The sequence below is a fragment of the Burkholderia sp. Ac-20345 genome, from assembly GCF_017104825.1.
Classification (GTDB): Bacteria; Pseudomonadota; Gammaproteobacteria; order Burkholderiales; family Burkholderiaceae; genus Burkholderia; species Burkholderia lata_B.
On the sequence record NZ_JAAGPO010000002.1, the window covers coordinates 38,960 to 57,203 of the forward strand.

The following is an 18,244-nucleotide window of genomic DNA, read 5'->3' on the forward strand; positions in this document are numbered from 1 at the left end:
TTAAGAGGTGCAACGTCCTCCTGACTCTCGGTTAGCGCCCCAAGCGCTTCCCGAACGAATCTGGTTCCTCCCATTCCTTCCCTTGCAGCCTCCGAACCCGTGATGAGGTTCGAGCAAGTTGCCAGATACCCGGCTCGCCCCCGATACGCCTCGACGGGCGCTCGAAAACGAGTAGGTCGGCTTCCATGCGTTTCGCACGAAGCCGCGTCCAGCGGAATGAAAGTCATCGGAATGACTAGAAGCGCATGCGCTTCGCGCCAGTGGATTACGCCCGTGTAGGTCAGGCGTCTGGCGGGCTGCTCCAGGAGGAGCAATCACACATTTTGGGTCGGTGGTGTGTACCGATTCCGTATTGCGAGAACTTCACGCCGTACGCTTCCTGACGGAATGTAAGCGGCGAGATCTTTTGTTGAGCCAGAGGCTTCCAGTGCTGACGTTGACGCTGATCGCACGCTCAATGCGTGACGCTTGCCGGACCAACCCGGCGCAATTCGCGCAGGAGGTCTTCGTGCGATCAGAAGTCGTTGTCAAGATGAAAGGTTCTAGCGGGGCGATGCCCGGCTGCGCTGATTTGCGAGCCGTGTGAATCCGCGAGGGATCCACGAGTTGCGGTTTGCCCGAGCGATCCTCATCGGATTTCGGGCGAGGCTGATGCCTCGACTGTCCTGCTTTTTGGACGCGTTGCGCGTCCGGTCCCGACGCTACCTACGGGCTAGCGTCGGTGGCTAGATACGGCCCAGCTGCCGATCAACGCACCGTGCGGTGCGGTCGATGGTTCGCAGATTAGATACGCCATCGCTTCTTGTCAAGAATCTAAATCGCTTCACTACACCGTTACCTTTTACACAAATTCCCGAAACCCCCGGTGCTCATGTGTCTCGCGCCACATGGCAGGACACTCTCTTTGCAATACCTTTTGCAAGTCAGACGAAGTACGATAGGGCAGTTCACCGATCTCGTCGATCATCTCGCCAACGTCGCCGGCAAACGCTGGTAAATTGGCCACACTTGGCCGGTAAGTGGTCAATTTCTGGCCCAGCCCGGCGCCGTTTCAAGCTCTCCTCTGTCTCTCAATCCACGCAACGGGCCGGATATGGGCCATGTATCGCCAACCCGTGGCCGATAACTGGCCGATTTCCGGCCAAACTTCTTGCCACGAATCTTATTAGTCCATATGCTTTGTGTACTTCTTGTGGAGAACCTATATGAGCAAGGCAACCCCGCCCATCGTTCGTGCCATCGACGTCGGCTACGGCAACACCAAGTACACCACCTCCCAGCGCAACATCGACAGCGACGCCCAGGTCGGTCTGTTCCCTTCCCTCGCCCCGCGAGCCACTCAATCGGATTTCACCGGCGGCCTGATGAGCAAGGCTGATCGGATCGTCGTCGCGGTCGACGGCGAGAGCTATGCCGTCGGCGCGGATGCCCTCGCGGAATCGAAGGGCATCTATAAGCGTGAGGTCGCTGCTGCCTACTCGACGACCCGCATCTATCGCGCACTCTTCCTCGGCGCTCTTCAGAAGATGCGCTTGCAGGCAGTCGACTACATGGTCGTGGGCCTCCCGCTGACGACTTACGATCGCTACGCCGATGAACTTAAGGGCCTCCTGACCGGAGTTCACGAAGTCCCGAATCCCGTCAAGCCCGAACAAATCCTCAAGGTCGACGTGCGCCGCGTGAAGGTCTTCCCGCAGCCGAGCGGCGCCTTCTATAACTACGCGGTCCCCCGCAAGCTTCTGGAGTCGATGCAATATCAGACGAACCTGGTCATCGACGCCGGATACGGCACGCTCGACTGGTTCGTCACCGAGGGTGCCCGCCCGCTGACCGGCCGATGCAGCGCGACGCCGAAATCGGTGTGGGCCGTCATCAGCGCCGTAGCCGAACACATCGCTCCGGATCTCACGCAGAACCCGCGGACGATGCAACGGATCGACAACGCTCTTCGGGTCAGCGCCCCGCTGAATATCAATGGCAAGCAGGTGGACATCACGCCGATGCGCCCGATCGTGACGCAGATCGTTGAGGACGCGATCAGCGAAATGCTGCTGTCGATCGGAAACATTTCCGACATCGACAACATCCTGATCACCGGTGGCGGCGCGCATCTCTTCGCGGACTATGTGAAGAAGGAGCTTGGCAAGTCGCACAGCCAGATCCACACCGATGCCGATCCGGTCTATAGCAACGTTCGCGGATTCCAATACGCCGGCGAATTTTGGGCGGCGCGAGACGCGAGCAGCCGAGCTGCAGCCTGAGGAACTCGACCATGGCACGCCCTCCTTCCGCCATGCGACTTCGGATCACGGTTCCCGCGCATCACGCCGTTCTCCGCCATATGGAACGCCTCGACCTCGAAGAAGGCTCGGATGCAAATATCGAGCTTCTTCGTCTGGCCGAGCTCGGCGCTCACCTTGAGGACCTGCACGGGCCGATCAAGTCGGTCGCAGATATCGTCAAGCTGGTTCATTCGCGAAATGTCGTCACAGCGACGCTGATGCCGGCAGATCAAACGCCGGCTGCATCCACTGAGCGACAGAGCGCGCCGCAAAGCGGTGATGCTCGGAAAACCGCTGTACCAATCTCGGCTGCACCGCAACCCGATCCGCCCTCTGCCGTCCCCTCCCCATCCGAACCGACTGGTGGGCTTATGGTGGACGAATCCCAAGCCGCGCTCGCGTGGCTACCCGACTAACACAACAGGGCTAGAAACAGAAAAGCACCTCGGTACATTGACTCCTGTAAGACCAATCAAGGAGAAAACCATGAGTGTGACCAACCAATACGTGTGCGAATTCGCGCAACTCGATCGCCGGAGTGTCCCGGCCCAACTGCGCGGCAACGGTGACGGCCGGGCCGATCTGTACGACCTGTTCCTGCGTATGGAGGGCGTGAAAAACGGCCTGGTCGAGCAAAACGGCGATGTGGTCGACACCTACTCGGCCGCGATGTCCGGCACGAAGCTCACGCCGGCCACCGCGTGGTTGCTGGTTCGCCTCAACCGCCTGCTGGTCAAGCTCGACAGCCTCAACGCACAGCTGTCCAAGGTTGCCTCGAAGTACGACATCGACTCGTCGGACTCCGACAACTCGCGCGGCCGCGGTATCCGATCCACCACCCTCTCGAGGAGCTCGCTTTGCACACCAGCCTTCGCGTCCGCCGTCGGCTTGCGGGATTGATGACCGGGGTGGCTCTCGTGCTGCTGACCGCAGTACAACCCACCCTGGCGGATTGCTTTGACGACGCAGGCGCATATCAATCGGTGAGCCCGAACGTTCTTCGGGCAATCGCGTGGTACGAGTCCAAGGGCGACCCCACAGCCGTACATCGCAACTCCAACGGTTCAATTGACGTGGGTGAATTGCAGATCAACTCAATTCACTTCCCGGAGCTCGAGGCTTATGGAGTAAGCCCTTCCTCCCTGAGGGACCAGTGCGTCAACATCTACGTTGCCGCTTGGCAACTCAAGCAGAAAATGGTCAAGTACGGGAACACGTGGACGGCCATCGGTTCGTACCATTCCGAAACCCCGCGCTACCGTGATCAGTACGCCATCGCCATCCAGCGAATCCTCATGGCGTGGGGACTCGTTCCTCCCGGCTGACCCACTCTCTACATAGCCATGCTGTGTGAACGTAAGCGGTATTTTGAGCACACCGAATGGAGATTCATTTGCAACCGATGGGCGAGCATAGCCGCATCGCGACGGTCGAGATCGACCGGCGATGTCCGCAACTGGGTCTCGGTAGAGCGCGCCGGCGCGATGGCCGAGGCGCGCTCGCTGCGTTAGTTCACGCTCGCCTGGGCTTGCCGCTTCGCGTAGTTGAACGGCAGCAGGTCGCTGATGTCGGCGTCAGGCGCTCGCTGTGGCAATTCGGTCAGCACATGCAGCAGATACGCATACGGTTCGACACCGCAGGCGCGGCACGTGAGCACCAGGCTATAGACCATGGCACTCGCCTTTGCTCCGGCGACGGTGTCACAGTGCAACCACGACTTTCTTCCGGTACAGAACGGCCGGATGTCTCGCTCGATGATGTTATGCCGATGGCCGCGCGACCGTCCATCACGTAACGGCTCAGGTACGGCCATTGATTCAGGCAGTAGCTGATCGCCTTACCGAGCAGACTCTCAGGCAGCACCTTCGGCGCCAGCTCCTCAAGCCATGCCTTAAACGCATTCAACAACGGCACGCTGTGCTGCTGACGCAGGCGATACGTGTAGTCGACGCGCGATTCGCCATCGGGCAGTTCGCCCTTGGCGAGGGCTTCGACCTGATACAACGCCTGGAAGTACTCGAGCGCCTTGGCGACGCGTGGGCTGGGCTTGTTCTTCTGGCCCTTGAGGACGTCGGTGAACGCCCGTCTCGCGTGCGCCATGCACCCGAAGTGCGTCGCCTTCTTGAGCGTGCGCCACGCGGCATAGCCGTCGGACATCAACATGCCCGCGTATTCGCCAAGGAACGCCTTCGGATATTCCTGAGCGCGACCGGGCTGGTGCTCGAACAGCACGACCGGCTCGGCGCAATTTTCGGCGCTCCGGTAGCACCACATAAAGCTTTTGCTCTGTGCCGACTTGCCGGGCTCTTTGAGCACCTGGACCGTCGTTTCGTCGCCGTGGATCAGGAACTGCGACAGCAGCGTTTTATGCAGTGCATCGTACAGTCGAGTATAGTGCAGTTCGCTGGGCCGGATGATCCAGTTAGCCAGCGTGCCGCGGCTAACCGGGACGTTCGAGCGAGCCAGCACATCCGCCATCCGGTACAGCGGCGTGCCGTCGACGTACTTCCCGGTCGTAACGGTGGCGATCATCGATGCGCTCGCGTGGCTGCCCGGCAGCGGTTGTGCCGGCATGGGGGCAAGCACGATCGGCGTGCGTTCGCCATGGGTTTCGCAATGTCGGCACGCGTATTTAAAGCGCGCATTCTGGAGAACCGTGACCTTGACTTCGTAGTGCAACTGCTCGCTCACGTCTTCGCCGATGCGGTGCAGCGTGTTACCGCAACACGTACAGGTTTTCTGATCCTCGGGCAGATCGTATTCCACACGCTCGCGCGGCAAGTGCGCCGGCAGGGGCTTGCGGCCGCGCTTGCCGAGCACTGGCGCAGCGTCCGGCAATCCCGTGTCCGGCAGCACGGGCAGGTCGTTATCCTCTTCGGCTGGCTCGGTCTCGGCAATCTGCTCGGCCTCGTTGAACAGGCGATCACGGCGCTTCTCGCTCTTCGGCGCAAAGCGCTGGGCCAGCGCCAAACGATACTGCTCTTCAAGCGCATCGAGGCGCTTCATCAGTTCGTCGATCCTGGCGTCGCGCTCAGCCAGGCTCGTTTCGAGCGTGTCGATATAAGCCTGAGCGGCCGGCGGGAACTGGGCAGATTCGTGTGCGTTCATGCCGCCCACGATAGCGACTCGGCCGCTCAAATAGGTTTACGGCCAAGTGTTAACGAGTGTCAGTCACGTCGCGTGTTGGTACCGGCGAGCAGGATGGCGGCGCATTGCGTCGATGTCGATGCCGTCGAGCAACAGGTGAAGTTGCCCCGTCGTAAGCTCGACCACCGCTTGCTCACGACGAGGCCAGACGAAGCGATCCGCCTCGAGCCGCTTCAACATCAGCCAGAAACCGGCGCGATCATAGAGCAACAGCTTCACACGATCGCGTTTGCGGTTGTGGAACGCGAAGACGGCTCGTGCGAGCGGGTCGAGCTGCATCGACTGCTCGACCATCGTCGCCAGCGTGTTCAGCCCAGCGCGGAAGTCGATCGGCTCGCGGTGCAAATAGACCCGCAGATCACCATCGAAGCGGAACATCAACCCACCCCCAGCGCCACGATCATCGCCTTGACGAGCGATGCGTCCTGCGAAGTGCATTCCAGGTCAATCGTGATGCCGCTGGGTAGCCGTACAGACAGCCGTGCTCGCGACGATGCCGTAGCCAACGCTGGCGGCACCTCTCGACACACCGGCGCCGTCTCTACCGTCTCCAGCATACCGTTGTCGATCGTCACCACTGGAACGAATGCCGACGCTTCCGACTCCATGAGCCTGGGAAACACAGGGGTTGCGCATGCCTTCCGATACATCTCGACCCATTTACGCAACTGGTTTGCGTTCACCCCAGCCTTCAGCGCAAGGCCAGACAGTGACGCACCAGGTTGCAAGCACGCCTCGATCAGGCGCCGTTTGCCGTCCGGATCGAATGATCGTTTGCCATTCGGGGCTACGTGCGTCACCTTCAGCGGCAGGAAATCGCGGTCAATCGTGTCAAGTGTCATCGTGGTTGCGTCCGCAAGTGTGGAGGTTGCGGACGCAAGCGTGACGTTTCTCAGGCTCCCGCGCTATGTGCGGGGAATTTCGCGCTTACGACCATCTGGATCGAGGCAGTGTTTTGAACAACCGGAATCGAAACGGGCAGCCACCATTGAGAGCCGCTGCCGCCATCGTTCCAGCCATTGTCCCCGGCGTAGAAATAGTTTTGAATGTTCCCCGACGTATCGCGTACGATGAACTCAGCTACGCCGGCATTGCTGCCTGTCCACTGAACGAAGACCCATCCATCCACGCGGGTCGTGTTGGCGGGTAGCCAAAAGACGCCGCCGTTGCCGAAATCCATCGAAACGTAGTTGTTTGAACCCGACGAACCCGCGGATTTCCACACTCCGGATTGGCAAGGCGACGCGATCAGTTACACGTCAGTCCGGTCAGTGCCCCCATGTACGTTCCAACGGCAGTAATAACGGTGTATGCCGATGTTCCGGACGGGCATGAGCATCCGCCAGTTTCGGGGTTAGGCCCGAGACACGCCCCATCGGTATAGCGGTAGTAGTACGCTCCTCCATGTGTCGCGCCGGCCGCCTTCCACACACCGGATTGGCAAGAAAGTAGTTGGCCGTTAGGATCCGTCGTAATCCCGTTCCCGGAACAGCCCCAACCCGCCCAAGCTGTTGCAGCCATCGACAGCGAGCTATTCACCACGCCGCCGCCGTTGAGGTACGTATAACCTTGGTTGACCGTCGGGCCATACATCCACGTCGTACCATTCACCTGCAGATTACCGCTGCCGCCACCACCACCGACGATCGTCGTGCCGCCGGACCAGGGTTGCAGGTAAAGATTCTCGCCAACGTTGATGTGCATTCGACCTGGGTTCGTGATCTGTGCGCCGCTGGTAGCCAACGTCATATTCCCGTTGGTAACGACGCCGCCGTTTGACCACAACGTTCCGTTTGCATTGACGTTGCTGTCCGCAGTAACACTACCCTGCCAAGCGTAAATATTTTGTGCTTGGAGATCGGCAGCTCGCGACCAATCGGTACTGCGCGTGTACACGGTTCCGCTGCTCTGGAGAACGATGTTATTAGCGTCCCCGTACAGCGCCTGTTTCGCCAACCCAATAGTGCCCGAACCGGCTCCCCCTTCATTGACACCAACGTGCTGCGTATAGACTGAAGCAGCATTGTTGATGTTATTGCCGTTCGCGTTCATCGGACCCGTCAGCTTGCGTGATCCGTTAAGCATGTAAAACTGGCTCAATATCGCATCAGTTGCCGAATAGGAACCAACGCGCATTGCCAAAGTACCAACCTGAACACCTGCCATCGGTGTCTGCCAGCCGTTGCCCGTCCCGACCAACTGACCAGCCTGCCCCGGGGGCGTCATGCCAGCATCTGCTCCCGCGGCTTGCATGGCAATCCCGGCCAGGTCGTTTCGTACCGCCCCGGTGCCGTCCTTGTACGGGGTCGATGAATAAACATACCCCGCCAGAGTACAGTTCCCCCCGGGACAAACCTGGGTAACGTTCGATGTGAACACTTGGCCGTTCGGTGCCTTCGATCCAAAGCCCTGCGGCAAATAGCCTAGATTGACGAGCTCCGGGATAGTCGGGGCATAAGGATTGACCACACCGGCAACACCCTGGTTGGCCATAATGGCCTGACCGTTTGTACTGTAGTAACCGTTGAGCCCCCCCTGGTATTCGACAGCCCATTGCCCCGTTGCTTTCGCAAGGGACTCATCGATGGCTTCGGACGTCTGCGCCATCTGTCCAGTCAGAGCGATTGTCGCAACAGTAAGTGCGAGCGCGGTGTCGAGGAGCATCGACCCGCGTTGCCTGAGCTTCCAGCGACGAATCGACGTGCCATGACGTCCCTTCGTAGCCAGAGGGCGGTTGAGGTTTTTAAAACTCACTATCTGGTCCATGCAAGCCCCTTGACAAAGACCGCCCATTCACAATTGGGCGCCGGCGTCCGCCGAGTCATTTCCTATCAGGAAGTATAGCCCACGATGCCAGAAAGTCGGTCATATTCCGTCTCACCGGCTTTGGAATCTTCGACGACCGGTTGTCGCAAGCCTTTCATAAAAAAGGCGCCCGAGGGGCGCCTTTGCTGCGATCCTGCTCTCGAAGCGGTCCGCTCAGCTCATCAGGTAAGTCAACGTGTTTGTGTCGCCCGTGCAAGTCATATTCGCCGGGTTGAACGTGACCGTCGGGGATTTGATAACCGTTGCATTGATCGTGATCTTCGCGGCACCGCGTTGAATCGCCGACAAGATCGGCTGGCATGCGGCGTCCGGCAAGTTCGTCACCTTGTATTGAACCGAGTCCCCCGCAACGATCAGCGTACCGGAGCTCACCGTGAGTTGCCCGCCACCCGGCGCCGTAGTCACAGCGCCGGCGTTATCGGACATCGAGGTGAGGCCCTTGAAGAAACCGCCGGTGTCGAGGTTTCCGTTCGTCACGTTTGCGTACTGGCCGGCATACGACGACTTGACCTTGCCGGCGAGCGCCGTCAAATCCGAGCCGAGTTGGTTCGTTTGCTCACCGACACTGCTCGTATTGAAGTACGCATAAAGCCCGACAACGGCGATCAATGCGACGAGAAGATAAAGGCCGTACTCAACCAGCACGCTACCCCGTTGCGCCGCCTTGCGACGCTTATTCTTGAACGCCCAACTCTCTACAAGAGCGGGCGCGTCGCACTGCGCCACGTCGACATCACTGATTCTTGCCATTCTCATGCTCCTCTAAAAGTATTGCTTCGCCGTCTCTGCTCAGACTAGACGAATAACGTTAGCGTCCATCCTCGCGCGTCACGCGCCCCAAATCGGACGTTGACCCGATTACAACATCCAACTCAACAAGCAGAAACTCCGAAACGACCGCTATCCAGGGTATCTTTCATGCCCAACGAAACCGCGAGCCCGTTAGCCGCGCATCATCATATTGAGTTGAATAATTGCCTTGAATTCGTCAGCCATCTTGAACGTCCCAAAGTACATACCCAACATCATCACTATGACGATCACGACGACGATGTAGCGGACGATCGTAGCCTTCTTCTCCATCTCCGCCGGCGCGGCCTTTCGGACGATCTCTCCGACCTTCGAAAGCATTGTGGACATATCGCTATATTCCGCGATATCGACGATCCGGTAATACGCTCGGTCGTTGACAATTCCCGTGTTGAACGCCTCGCCCTTTGAATTCGGCTCGTGCTCAAAATTATTCAGAATTCGTTTGATATGCCATTTCAGCCACGGATAGGCCTCGGCCTCCATCTTTTCCAGCACATCCGGCACCGTCTGGACCTGCGTGCCAACCCTGACGGTCCCAGCGCCCAGCGACGAAAGGAAGGCCGCACCACGGAAGTCGCGATAAAACTGATACGGAAGGAAGTGCCGATCTAGCCACGGTCGGAAACGACCGACATAGTTCGGAAATGACCACTTCACCCATCCGAAGATGAACACCTCCAGCAGGATCAGCGCCCAACCCCAACCACGTACAACTTCGCCGAGCCCATAAAACATCTTTCCAACCGGGCCCCAGTGTTCCGGCGGAATCATCCCCCCGATAGACTTGAGCGTCCGAGGCATCAACACAAAGCCCTCAACGCCGAGGAAAATGTGGAAGATCACAACAGCTGCCACCGCAGTGAACAACACGGTACGCGCAACCTTCTTCGAGTCCTCCATGCCGCGAATGTTCTCTGATAACTGCTCGAGGCCGACCTTGAGATCCCCCGCTCGCTCGGCAAAGGCCAGCACTGTCATGTCCTCCGAAGGGACCGTTCCGACGAGCGCTTCCGAGAATGTCGCGACATCCTCGTCCATCCGTTGCAACCAGTACGCCGCAAGCTTTCCTTCAGGCATTGAGCCGTACCGCTCCACGTACGGCTCAAGGAGTTCACGAATGTTCTTGCCAGGTTGCGCCGCCATTAGCCCGGCAAGGTCAGAGTAAAACTCCCCCCGCCGTTGCTTGAACTCATATATGGCAAGAAAGAGTCCCCGCCCTGCCGTCGGGTTGTCGCCACCTTTCGATCGACCGAACGACAACCGCTCCAATATCGAATTCATCTGTAAAAGGCCTCAAAAAGTGACGGACTAGTGGGGATTCCCAGTGGTCCCGAATCGCTCGCCCCCCGTTGCAAACTTACCGAGCCCGAAACGTCGCTGCTCGTTCTCGTACTGCTCTAAGGTGCCAAATTTCTCCTCGATCTCGTACGGTGACACTTGGCCTCGGGAGCACCGGTACATCGCGACTTCCATCGCTGACTTCCCGCTTGAGTCCTCCTCCGAAAATTTCGCCACACGAAGTTGATTCACGTACTTGATGAGATCGATGTTCTTGTGATCTCGAATCATTTCGAGCATGTACGTGTCCAACTCGAGCATCTCCGCAACGACCTTGCGTCCGGCGATGCCATTCAACTCGGCCAACCCAGGCTTGCTACACTTCGGGCAACCCCTCTTGTTGGTCAGGTAGATGCCGTCGACGTCAAGATCGAAAAGACGCTCGATTCTGTTCAGATACGACGCCTCGGCATGTCGCCGGGCCGGAAAGTCTCGGCAACATTCGCAATTGATCGGCACCAGTGCTTGATAGACGAGCAAGTTCATAAATCCAGGCGTTGCCATCACCTCTCGAGGGATTCCGAGCTCGCTCGAGCAAAAGCGATCGATACTGCCCACGTGAGACGGCGCGTGGACGGTCGTGAAACCCAAATGACCGGACTCCACGATGTCTCTGAACATCGATGCGCTGTCCAGATCTCGACACTCACCGATAAGCACCGCGCTCGGATCCATCCGCTTGAGCTGTCGCTTCCATGCAATGAACGAGTCTTCCTGAGTGTCAGTAAGCGACCGCGACACGTTGAACTGACGCACGCCGGGGATCAAATACTCGACCGGGTCCTCTACGGTGTACTTCGCCATCGTATCCGGAAGATTCGCCATGTTGGTTTGCATCGTGGTGGATTTTCCCGAGCCCACAATCCCGGCCACCGAGATGCCCCCCTTATGCCTACTGATCGCGTTGCGCCACATCCAGACTTGTTGCTCGAAGTACCCAAGTTGCTCGAGCGTTTTAATGCTCTGCATGTCGTCCTGGTAAAGCATCCGCAGAACAACGACACTTCCCAGTGCGGTGCGTCCAGAAGCCCAACGAAACAGCAAGTCGCGGTCCCTCACCCTCAATTGCAATTGGCACTGCTGAGGAAGATTCTCGTTGTAAGAGTTCTGTGATCCGTTTTGCGATTTGTTGTTGTATAGATACGCAACCATGTCCAACAGCGTGTGCGTATCAATCAAGAACTCCGGGGGGTGTACCAGCTTCCCGTGAATACGGAACGACACCTGCGACTTCGCCAGCCGCCGGTTCATGTCGATATGAAGGTCCGACACCTCATTCGCCATCGCGAACTCAGCCATCAGCTCGAACTGACGGTAGAGCGTACTTGCATTCTTCTGTTCCAGCGACACGCTGAGCGTTTTGCGACGGCGATTCTCCATCACCTTGTCACGCGCAAGGTCAATCAGCACCTGGTCAGACGCAACATAGTACCCCTCCTCCACCAGATCCCACCTGACGGCCAGATGAGCTACTAGCTCATCGACGTAGTCATCGTTGAGCATCTCTTTCGTGAGGATGATCGCGTACTCGCCGTGCTTCTTTCCACCCTCCGAGTTTGGTGGCGTCACCTCCACCGGGCAAATGTTTTGCCGCATCGAAGGCGGCATCTGTACCAGATCATCGTCGTACATCTTCCGAGTGAAAAGCGGAAGTGCGTCAACCGTGGTAATGATCTCGACCTCATTACCCATCGACGCCGACTCGTCTCTCCGCTCATCCCTACCCTGAGCGTGCTGGTCTCCAGCAATATCCACCACAACGGCACCGGGCGATTTAGAGGAAGGTGGAACCCATCCCCCACCGTTCGCGACGACGTCAATCACCTCACCTCTCGACGTCCCTCGTTGCAGAAGGTTCGTATCGGGTTTGTTCAGAAAGCGACTAAGCATTAGCGAACTCCGTTGACTCCGCCGACTCGAGGACCAGGCATCATGGTGGGCATAGACGGCGGCAACGGCGACGCCGCGAAACCCGGACTGCCGGTCACTTGGGCTTGTTGCTGGGGCGTCTTGTCATTGCCGTTGTCGAAACCTTCGTCCACCAGCGATTCGAAGTGCTTGATCTTTCCCTTCGGCGATCGCAAATTGGCCCCGTCGGCGTCAATCGCGACGACTGTATAACCTTTAATCTTCTTGCCAACCGTGACCTGGTAGATCACGTCGTTCCACATCAAATACCCCGACAGATTCGGGACAACGCCGAAACGCGCAAACAGCCCGTCGCGATGCTTCGGCTTGCCCGCGTCAGCGTCAGACGCAGCAAGGATTGGTGCGGGCGGCAGCACCGAAGGCTGTTGTTGCGCCGGCGAAAGCACGGGCGGCGTCGGAGCACTCTTGTCGCTCTCGGTAAGCGACTTTAGTGTCTTCGTTGCCTCCGCTTCGATCAAATCGTTGACCGAAGGGCCGGCTGCATGTCCAGCAATCCATGCCAAAGAGAGAATCAAACCCGCAAACACATGCACGACCTTCATATTCCTATCCCCTGATCAGCACTTGGCCCTTAACAGTTGTCTTGAACATCGAGTTGTCAATCGTTGACTGCGGGTCGGACTGCACCACAACTGAAATCGACGAGACCAACGCATACGGTGGAAACTGAGCAAGCAGTTCAAAGTCGCGAACCGGTCCCTCCATGGTCCAAGTTGCAACTCTGTATGTGTTCTGCAACGCACTTGCGTCGAGTCCGTCCGCCCCAAATAGACCGAACGGCGTGATCGTGAACTTCCCCGCCACCTGATAACCCTGAAGCTGAGAACCGAAATCCATCGTCACCGCGTTTTCAGTCGGCCCCTGATCGAGGAATTGACCAACCTTTCCAACAGGCCCAACAGGCGACGTAGCCTGTACGTGTATGACATCCTGATCAAACCTGTAAGAGTGCTTCCACTGCTCAGGCAACGCAGCGACAAATGTCTTATACGTTCCTTGGGTCAACGCGCGCTTGTAGTCGATTGCGCAAACCATCACGGCGGACGGCGTGAACGAGCACGATGTGCCTGCTAAACGCCATCCGCCGACATCCCATGGGAGCTCGCGGAACCATTGATACCAAGGTCCAAGGTCCGTCGCTTTGAGACTCGGCATCAAACGCGTTTGCGCGATAACGTCGTCGTACAGCTTTTGCGGATTGGGTTGCTTGGGGTCGTGGTAATCCCGCCATTTCTTCATAAGCACTGGGGATGCCACTTTTGCGATAAGAAAGCACGCAAGCACAATGCCAACTGCGATCCCCACCTTCCGAACGGGTAACTGGGCCTTGGGGCGGTGCATTGCACTGCCTTCGTCCGCGTGCTCAGCCAGGACACCAATTGGCGTCGAATAGATTCCTTCAATCCCGCGAACGTCGCCAATCAGATCGAAAGGGTCGTTCTTAAGCAGTTCCCGATACTCGGCGACCTTTTGCTCGAGGATTTCGCCCGAGATGTCTGCGAGGTCGAATTTGTCGCGCGGTTTGCCTTTGTAGATCCCGACCAGGATAAAGGTCCCGGCCTTGTTCGGATTGTTCAACGCCAGCAACACGTTCTTCTTGAGTCCGGGGATCCGCGAGACGATCTTTGCCGCCGCGTACACCGGAACCTTGACCACGCCAACGTCCTTCTCAGTCAGGTCCGCAGCGGGCAGCAATCCGACTTGAAGGGCTTCATCGTCAGTCCAGATCAGCACCGACTTGTGTTCTCGGGCCCGCGAGATCGCCATCGACTCAGGTGTGCCCCCGCCAACCAGGCGCTTCCACGCGAGTCCAAATGCAACCTTTTTCCCGTTGACGTCAATGATCATGAGTCAGCGTCCTGAACGGCGGCAGACAGAATGATGATGGTGGTCACACGCTCAGAATCTGCAATCTTTGAGCCACCAGCGATCAACGGAACGTTCGGTGCGAGACCGCGTCGATCGAACTGGTTCTGCTTTTGCTCGAAGCCCGTCAAAATGAGCGTTCCGCCGTTGCGTACAATTGCGTCGACTGTCGCACCCTCGCCGCTCGTGTTCGGAAGTTGGACGGACTGCTGATTTGATCCCGATCCCGAGGTGAAGGTCTGAAGCGACTGCAACGTCGACTGGTCGATCGACACCGTCAGATTGATCGAGTTATGGGCGGTTACGCTCGGATACAGCATCAATTTGAATCCGACCTGATCCTGCGATGTAGTGATACCCGGGACCCCACCAGTTCCGCCGGCAGTGGACGTTGCGGGCGTCGTCGCGGACACGTACGAGAACGTCTGGCGCACGTTGTAGTACATGCCATGCCGGTTCTGAATCGACAGCGGGATCTCAGTGGACGTCGATACCCGCCCGACTTCTTGAAGCGCCTGAACGATGGCCTGCGTACCCTTGAACGCGCCACTCGTAATGCTCAGTCCGAACTGCCCAGCGTTGTTGACGCCGTTCTGACCGATTAGCGATACGGGAGAAATCGACGACAACTGGAACCCTGGAATGCTTTGCAGAGCCTTCGTCATCACGGCGTTCCAATCCACTGCTGCCTGGCCAGTGTCAGTTGTGTGCACCTGAATCATCTGGAGACGCACCAGCACCATCTTCGACAGAACTTGCGTCTGGAACTTGATGATTTCCTCTGCCTTGTCGACCGCCTCTTTTGTATCTGTGAGGGTGATCGAACCAACAGCAGGATCCGCCGAGATCGCGCCGGCGCGGGTCATGATCGTCTGGATCGACGCCTTGACCGAATTCACCTCGTTGATGTTTGTCGCTTCGGTCTTGATCGGCGCGTCCTGCTGCTGCGACTGCGTATTCAGCGCGTTCGTATTGTTCGATTGCTGCGTCGACCCGTTAAATGCCGTCGTATAGGACATGGATCCCGGTTTGATGGGGAGCAGCCACGTTTTCGTCACCATCCGGTAAAAACGGATCACGCCCTTCTGGTCGTCGTATTTCCAGTTGATCCCCAGGCGAGTCGCTATAAGGTCGAGGGTGCGCGACAATGCCATCTCGCCCGGTTCGAACTGTACGTCCATCGGCGTATCGATCGATGCCGAGCCCGAATATCCTTGCAACCCACCCAGGCCCTCCCCCGTCGTGGGAATCGGCGGAAGCACTCCTTTTGCCGCCGTCGGCAGAGGTGCCGCCGGCGCCATGCCCGCTCCCTGTCCAGCCCCGGCGGTCTTGAGTTCCTCACTCGATTGGCCGCGCGGCAGTAGGGCCGACGCCGGCAGATAGACGTCGCTGTCGATCTTGACCGGGATACCAGTCGACAACGTAATCCGCTCCGCGGCCACCGGAAGCGACACGCGCCGGCCAGGGAACATCATGTCCGTATTGACATTCTTCTGGAGTGCGCGCGGAAGCACGACGTCGCGACTCAACGCGACGGCCTTCCCCGCGAGAAACGGCGTATCGATCATCTCGTCTCGCTCACGCACTTTTTCCGAGTTTGCGATTTGATCGAACAGTTGCTGTCGTGATTCAGCCTGAATTCTCGAGTTGTCGTCAGTTGCTGCCTTCGTCTCCCTCTCCAAAGTGGGGGATACACATCCCGAAAGAGTCAGGGCGGCTACAAGCGGCGCAAGCACGAGGCGTTTCATCTCACGTTTCATCGGTCTACCTTGGTATCGTCGGTCTTGTCGACCAGGGCGTCATTAAGGCCACGTCGGTATCGATGCTCCTGCAAGGGAGTGGCGGTTCGACGCCCGACCTTTACCTTTTCCTAGCAGAAAGTAAAACACGCCCCAGATGGTTGAACTACGCAGAAACAGCGCCTATTGCGGGCACCTTTCCAGCCGGAATGACGTCGCCACAACTCGGAATATCACTCGAGGCAACCGGTTGACCAGAAATGTGAAAGGGCGCCGTCGGCGCCCTCGTCCTGCGACTTCGACTGCACGCTGCTACCTTTTACACGGCGTCGTCAGAGGTACCACTTGCACCCAGTTATTCGCGTAATAGCAGCCGTGCACGGCAAGGTCGCCACGCTCGGTGGCTTTCAAAGTCGCCCGAACGGCATCGACAAATGACATGTTCCGCCACGTGTACTCGCCAGTGATGTCGATGTCACGATCGACATCCCACTCGGAATTCCAGCCAGCCTCGTGCCCCCAGCGTACGATGAGTTTCCGGAAATTTTCATCGCTCGCTCGAACCGCGAACTCCTGCGTCGATCGAGGAACCGCGGTATCACCGCCGGCCGATACCATAGCGACGGATGAATCATTGGCAACGGTGACTGCAGCTCCGGATGCTGAAGCAACGGCCGCAGCTGCCGCCCCAGGAACGAATGCTTGATTCTTGTGCCCCTGCGCCGCCGCGAACGGCACTACGAGGGCGAGAGCGGCAGCGGCCCCACGCCGCAGTAAAGTCGATTTCTTCATTTCGTCGTAGTCCCGGCAGTGGGTTGAAGCACGACCACGTAGCGGCTGTTCCCCACGTGAGTCAGATCCAGTGTCTTGCCGTCCAGGGTGAGCTCCATCTTCTCCCGTACGGGCATCGTGAATGCGGTCGGATCCGTCCACTTCACGGCAATGTCCGAGTTGTCGACACGATCGACGGCGTACATAGTTTTCGGCGACGTCCGCAGCTTCACCGTCAGGACAGAATTGGCTTCGCTGAGCGTCTCGATCCCAGCCTTCCCATTAATTTTCGCCAGGCCGCCAAGATCCGGCTCCGCGTAAATCAACTTGGCCTCCTTGTCCACCCCGAGATTGCATGCGCCCGCACCCGCCTTACCCAGATCAACAAGCTTGGCGTCGAAATTCGGCTCACGGTCAACCGGCGGAACCGTGATCTTCTTGTCCGCGACGCCCACACCCCACGTAAGCTGGTAGTGCTCTTTCTCCGCGAATACCGCCAAGGTCGAGCGAAGCGAGATCCCGCCGGTTCCGCTCGAGTTATCTCCATTGCTGGAATTCCCGTAGCCGGCAAGCGATGCGAGACGTCGAGCCCCTTCCTCGCGAGAGAGCACACCCGCTTGAACATCCGCCTTGATTGCATCCGCCTTGAACGCCGGTGAATCGGGCGACGCGTAGTTCACCGGAACCTGCGCCGGCTTGCTGTAGACGCGAATCTCGGCGTCGAGTCCATCAGCTCCCGAAGTATCAGCAGTCACATTGATCACACTCGGCGGAACGCCATTTTTTACAAGCCAGTCTCGTACCGCACCCGCGCGATTCTCTGCCAGCGTTTCCATCATGCTGTCGTCGTCGCGCCCCATAATGACGACGCGACTCGCCTTCTTTGCTGCCGACAAAATCTCCGACGATGCAGATCGCTTCGGAACCAGAAGCTTCGAACTGCCGCGCTTGAACTGGACATCGAACTTGTCTTCCGTCGGAAGTTCCGTAGCCCACGAAGCATTGTCCCCAACCACAGGTGTTGCATAGCTATTCGCCTGCATTGCCTGGTGCACGTACACCGGGCGGTTGCGCTGCGTGACGGCGTACAGGCCGTCCATATCGACGTGCGACGCCGGCACCGTCCCAGGCTGATTCACCCGGGACATGTCGACCACGTGCGGCTTGGGACCGTCGTACTCTGCGACCCCGGTCTCCTGGCCTCGCTGGAATACAAAGCGATTCGCGACGAACGGCACGGTGTAGTAGATGCCTTCCTGGTTCGGCTCGAGCAGTTTGTGATCTCCCGCATCGTCGAGCTGAATTACCGGCGCCGTCTTCCCGACAGGGAACTGAAAATAGGTCTTCGAACCATCATCGAACACCTGGCTCGGACGAACGTCAGACCCACCAGTGGTTCGATACGCGAAGTCGTAGTTCTGATTCGATGCCGCCGGCAACGGCGCCGTGGCACACGCGGACATGGCCAGCCCCGAAACAACGGCAACGATGAAGCGCAGTTGCGCGAAGGATTTCAAACTGAGTTTCACGATC

General features: G+C 58.3%; 16 protein-coding genes and 1 pseudogene. 4 read left to right on the plus strand and 13 right to left on the minus strand.

The annotated features are described in order from the left end of the window. Window positions 1-1,205: 1,205 nt before the first annotated feature. From G3O06_RS01315 to G3O06_RS01330, 4 genes are all read left to right on the plus strand, one after another. Window positions 1,206-2,261, plus strand: a complete 1,056-nt coding sequence (locus tag G3O06_RS01315) for a PRTRC system protein D (RefSeq protein ID WP_205814642.1) — start codon at window positions 1,206-1,208, stop codon at window positions 2,259-2,261. 11 nt (window positions 2,262-2,272) lie between these two features. Next, window positions 2,273-2,698: a hypothetical protein gene (locus G3O06_RS01320; RefSeq protein WP_205814643.1), complete on the plus strand. Its 426-nt coding sequence runs from the start codon at window positions 2,273-2,275 to the stop codon at window positions 2,696-2,698. A gap of 70 nt (window positions 2,699-2,768) precedes the next feature. Continuing rightward, window positions 2,769-3,182 (plus strand): hypothetical protein, encoded by a 414-nt coding sequence (locus G3O06_RS01325; RefSeq protein WP_205814644.1) that lies wholly within the window; start codon window positions 2,769-2,771, stop codon window positions 3,180-3,182. Then, window positions 3,182-3,607: a lytic transglycosylase domain-containing protein gene (locus tag G3O06_RS01330; RefSeq protein ID WP_205814795.1), complete on the plus strand. Its 426-nt coding sequence runs from the start codon at window positions 3,182-3,184 to the stop codon at window positions 3,605-3,607. The genes G3O06_RS01325 and G3O06_RS01330 overlap by 1 nt, the downstream gene beginning before the upstream one ends. Before the next feature lie 182 nt (window positions 3,608-3,789). Here the strand turns inward: G3O06_RS01330 and G3O06_RS01335 are convergent. The 13 genes and pseudogenes from G3O06_RS01335 to G3O06_RS01395 form a co-directional block, all read right to left on the minus strand. Then, window positions 3,790-5,390, minus strand: a pseudogene (locus tag G3O06_RS01335) (IS66 family transposase). Window positions 5,391-5,453: 63 nt separating this feature from the next. Next, window positions 5,454-5,807, minus strand: a complete 354-nt coding sequence (tnpB, locus tag G3O06_RS01340) for an IS66 family insertion sequence element accessory protein TnpB (RefSeq protein WP_205814645.1) — start codon at window positions 5,805-5,807, stop codon at window positions 5,454-5,456. Beyond that, entirely contained in the window at window positions 5,807-6,271 is a 465-nt protein-coding gene (locus G3O06_RS01345; RefSeq protein ID WP_205814646.1) for a transposase, read from the minus strand. Before G3O06_RS01345 ends, tnpB begins: the two co-directional genes overlap by 1 nt. A gap of 50 nt (window positions 6,272-6,321) precedes the next feature. After that, window positions 6,322-6,609: a hypothetical protein gene (locus G3O06_RS01350; RefSeq protein ID WP_205814647.1), complete on the minus strand. Its 288-nt coding sequence runs from the start codon at window positions 6,607-6,609 to the stop codon at window positions 6,322-6,324. A 68-nt stretch (window positions 6,610-6,677) separates the two neighbouring features. Continuing rightward, window positions 6,678-8,195, minus strand: a complete 1,518-nt coding sequence (locus G3O06_RS01355) for a hypothetical protein (RefSeq protein ID WP_205814648.1) — start codon at window positions 8,193-8,195, stop codon at window positions 6,678-6,680. 213 nt (window positions 8,196-8,408) lie between these two features. After that, window positions 8,409-9,005, minus strand: a complete 597-nt coding sequence (locus G3O06_RS01360) for a type 4 pilus major pilin (RefSeq protein ID WP_241019440.1) — start codon at window positions 9,003-9,005, stop codon at window positions 8,409-8,411. Between the two features lie 192 nt (window positions 9,006-9,197). After that, complete coding sequence (locus tag G3O06_RS01365) at window positions 9,198-10,349, minus strand: hypothetical protein (protein ID WP_205814650.1); 1,152 nt, start codon at window positions 10,347-10,349, stop codon at window positions 9,198-9,200. Between the two features lie 27 nt (window positions 10,350-10,376). After that, window positions 10,377-12,230: an ATPase, T2SS/T4P/T4SS family gene (locus G3O06_RS01370; RefSeq protein WP_346779475.1), complete on the minus strand. Its 1,854-nt coding sequence runs from the start codon at window positions 12,228-12,230 to the stop codon at window positions 10,377-10,379. A gap of 65 nt (window positions 12,231-12,295) precedes the next feature. Next, window positions 12,296-12,877, minus strand: coding sequence for a hypothetical protein (locus G3O06_RS01375; RefSeq protein ID WP_205814651.1), 582 nt, complete (start codon window positions 12,875-12,877; stop codon window positions 12,296-12,298). A 4-nt stretch (window positions 12,878-12,881) separates the two neighbouring features. Continuing rightward, complete coding sequence (locus G3O06_RS01380) at window positions 12,882-14,183, minus strand: hypothetical protein (protein WP_205814652.1); 1,302 nt, start codon at window positions 14,181-14,183, stop codon at window positions 12,882-12,884. Then, window positions 14,180-15,949 (minus strand): hypothetical protein, encoded by a 1,770-nt coding sequence (locus tag G3O06_RS01385; RefSeq protein ID WP_241019441.1) that lies wholly within the window; start codon window positions 15,947-15,949, stop codon window positions 14,180-14,182. The genes G3O06_RS01380 and G3O06_RS01385 overlap by 4 nt, the downstream gene beginning before the upstream one ends. 303 nt (window positions 15,950-16,252) lie before the next feature. Next, a complete protein-coding gene (locus G3O06_RS01390; RefSeq protein WP_205814654.1) occupies window positions 16,253-16,732 on the minus strand; it encodes a TcpQ domain-containing protein in 480 nt (159 codons plus the stop codon). Beyond that, entirely contained in the window at window positions 16,729-18,240 is a 1,512-nt protein-coding gene (locus G3O06_RS01395) for a TrbG/VirB9 family P-type conjugative transfer protein (RefSeq protein WP_346779476.1), read from the minus strand. The genes G3O06_RS01390 and G3O06_RS01395 overlap by 4 nt, the downstream gene beginning before the upstream one ends. Between the last annotated feature and the right edge of the window lie 4 nt (window positions 18,241-18,244).